We start from the raw sequence: 2,749 nt of genomic DNA on the forward strand, positions 1-2,749 counted from the left end.
CTCTGGAACCAGCTCAGGAAGGTCGAGGGCCCGGCGGCAGAAGAGCTGCGCATCCAGATCCTCGAATGCTTCTCCGAGAAGAGCAAAGAGAAGCGCGCGGCTTGATGAGAGCGCGGCCCGACATCAGCCGCGATGGAGCACGAGGTCGTCACCGCGTTTGCGGTGGTCGCGAAATTTCGCCGCCCAGGATTTCGCCGACGAAGATTTCTGCCGGCGAAGACGTGGCGGCACGCCGCTTCATCGATCGTTAGGAATCGCTCCGCGCTGATTTTCTCGACTCCGATTCGTTCTTCGAGAACGAAATGGAGTCGGATGCAGAACAAGTTGCGCTCCTCCACATCGAGGCGATCGCACGTGTCAGAACGAGACAGCGTGAGGTGTCGCGCCCGTGCCGCTCTCGTCTCCCGCGCAGGACATTCGCGACGGGAGAGCGACATGGATGCGTGCCGGTTGATCGGGAGGTTCGCCGAGATCGCAGCAGTGTTCTGGCCTGACAGGCACGCAAGGTCATACGTAAGGCCGCGCAGCGGCAAGCCATCGGTGCGCTCGATTTCGGTGAGGCGACATGACGGGAATATCCACACCGCTTGTTAAGAGTTGCTCCGCGCCGATTTCTTCGATTCCGATTCGTTCTTTGAGAACGAAATGCAGGCGAAGCTGGAACAAAGCCGGTCGGTGGATCGCGGGCCGGCCTAGGCGTTCGCAGGCCTTGGCGTTCGCGCAACGGCTGAAGCGGCTCGCCGAGGTTCAAAAGGCGATGCGCCAACTCCTAACGAAAGCTTGCGCGGGAAGCGATAACCCTATTCGGTTAGGTTAAAAGCCCAATCGCGTTGCGCTTGCCGCGCGTTGGAGTAGGTGTCTGGCAAGGACAAGAAGCGACTTTGCCAAGAAGCCATTTTGCCATGACACCATTTTCAGAGCCGTCCTTTTATCAAGGCGACCGGCACACCTATCGGCGCGTTGCCATCGTCGGCACGCTGTTCTGCCTCGCTTTCGTGGTGATCAGTTTTTCGCTGCGGCCGCAGCTCGAGGACACGCGCGTCGCGGTCAAGGCCGACCGGCTGGTGCGCACGGCGGGCCAGGCGCCGCACACCAATTAGCGCTCGTCACCGTAGATCCGGTCGTCGGCGCTCGCGCGCGGGCACGCAGTTCCGCGGCTCGCGAGCGCGACGAAGCCGGCATAGCCGGACAGGTTGAGCAAGACTTCAAGCCACACGGGCATGTCGGACCTCACTTGCGTGAAGACAACCTCAACTTGCGTACGCGGCGCTTTGTTCCGGCTCGCGGAAAAGAGATCCGTCAAAAACCTGAAAGGGAGTCCGCCCTAGAGCCGGGAGGAGGGGTCGAGCCGGCGGCCGAGGGTTGCGACGGACTCGGAGGAGGGCTGTTCCCTGAGGAACTCGGCGATGGCCCGCGCCAGTTCGCCGTCGCTCATCGGCGTCGGCGGCGGGCGCAGCGTGCCGACACCGAAATTGCGGACGATCTCGTCGTAATGCTGATCGCCGGATCTGGGAACAAGCCTGCGGATACGAGCCAGCAAAGTGGATATCGGCAATCTTTCCTCCTCGGCGCTCCGCCCGTTGCAGGTGTTGTCCCTGCTGCCATTTGCTCCCGTGGAACTAAAAACCCCGCCAGCATCGCGGAGGATACTGACGGGGCTTTCGTGCTGGCCTTCACCGGATAGCGGAGGCTTCGCACTTGCAGGTCCAACCGACATGCGGCGATTTCGTTCCGCCCGCATCGACATTTTTTTGACAGGCTTCGGTTCCGCGCCGCGCGCAACCATCAAACAGCCTCCGCGTTGTCTCCCCTGGACGCGAAGGAGGAGCTCATGAAGAAGACACTGGCAGTTCTGGCCACCGTCGCAGCCGTCGGCGTGACCGCGGTGGCGGCGCCTGCGCCTGCCGAGGCGCGCGGTCGCGGCATCGGTCCGGGCCTCGCATTCGGTCTAGCCGCCGGCGCGATCACCGCGGGCGCGATCGCTGCGTCCCACCCCTACGGCTATTACGGTCCGGGCTACGGCTATTATGACGGCCCGGCCTACTACGGTCCTGGCCCGTACGCCTATTATGGCGACGGACCGTATTATCGCCGCCACTATTACCGTCACTGGTAACGGTGGGCTAAGTGAAAAGCCCGGAGCGATGCTCCGGGCTTTTTTCATGCGTGGCGATCAGGCGAGCGCTACGGCCAGAGCGAGGGCCGCTCGACCTTGCGGGCGTTCTCGAGCGTCGAGACGAAATACTCTTCCCGCTCGCGCTTGAATTTCTCTTGGGTGGCACGGAAGGCGGCGACACGGGCGGCGATCTCTTCGCGTTCACGGATCTTGCGTTGTTCGTCTTCGGTCATGTCCATCCCCTCTGTTCACACTTGGACGATGTTACTTGGGTTGCGTTTATTGGGTTGCGTTTATTGGGCTGTGCCTACTGGGCTGTGTTGACGTGAGTCCTCAAGCGCTGCCGCCGCACCGGGCCTTGAGTCGTATCAATACATGCATTGGCGCTTCTGATTGGGGCGTCAATGGGGAGGAGGCATTGCAGGATTGTGATATGCGAAGGCCGGAAAAAATTGCCGAGTGCATTGCGTTCGCAGTTGATAACAGCGTCAACAATCTTGCCGCTTGCGCATCTTGCAGCTAGCGCAGGACCAAAGCGGGAGGCGTGCGATTGATTGCATCGGATCGTCGCAGCGGCGTCGAACGTCTCGGCGACATGATCGCCGAGGCGATGACCATCGTACCGTTCACCGG

At 61.6% G+C, this 2,749-nt stretch carries 5 protein-coding genes and 1 pseudogene; 3 read left to right on the top strand and 3 right to left on the bottom strand.

The window, feature by feature from the left end; translation table 11 throughout:
- Positions 1 to 902: 902 nt before the first annotated feature.
- The gene (locus tag AC1D00_RS35185) at positions 903 to 1,100 is read left to right on the top strand and encodes a hypothetical protein (protein ID WP_027542685.1); all 198 of its coding nucleotides are present in this window, start codon (positions 903 to 905) and stop codon (positions 1,098 to 1,100) included.
- Here AC1D00_RS35185 and AC1D00_RS35190 read toward each other — a convergent pair.
- The gene (locus AC1D00_RS35190) at positions 1,097 to 1,222 is read right to left on the bottom strand and encodes a hypothetical protein (RefSeq protein ID WP_135173656.1); all 126 of its coding nucleotides are present in this window, start codon (positions 1,220 to 1,222) and stop codon (positions 1,097 to 1,099) included. The genes AC1D00_RS35185 and AC1D00_RS35190 overlap by 4 nt on opposite strands.
- Positions 1,223 to 1,324: 102 nt before the next feature.
- Positions 1,325 to 1,555 carry a hypothetical protein gene (locus tag AC1D00_RS35195; protein ID WP_477013840.1) on the bottom strand — a complete coding sequence of 77 codons (231 nt, stop codon included), beginning with the start codon at positions 1,553 to 1,555 and terminating at the stop codon, positions 1,325 to 1,327.
- 276 nt (positions 1,556 to 1,831) lie between these two features.
- Here AC1D00_RS35195 and AC1D00_RS35200 point away from each other — a divergent pair, with 276 nt between their 5' ends.
- Complete coding sequence (locus AC1D00_RS35200; protein WP_027542687.1) at positions 1,832 to 2,116, top strand: hypothetical protein; 285 nt, start codon at positions 1,832 to 1,834, stop codon at positions 2,114 to 2,116.
- Between the two features lie 68 nt (positions 2,117 to 2,184).
- Here AC1D00_RS35200 and AC1D00_RS35205 read toward each other — a convergent pair whose 3' ends face one another.
- Entirely contained in the window at positions 2,185 to 2,349 is a 165-nt protein-coding gene (locus AC1D00_RS35205; RefSeq protein WP_164933808.1) for a hypothetical protein, read from the bottom strand.
- A gap of 317 nt (positions 2,350 to 2,666) precedes the next feature.
- Between AC1D00_RS35205 and AC1D00_RS35210 the strand changes: the two are divergent.
- Positions 2,667 to 2,749 (top strand): annotated as a pseudogene (locus AC1D00_RS35210) (NAD-dependent deacetylase); the annotation flags it as partial.

The sequence above is a fragment of the Bradyrhizobium sp. P2_E8 genome (assembly GCF_056403875.1).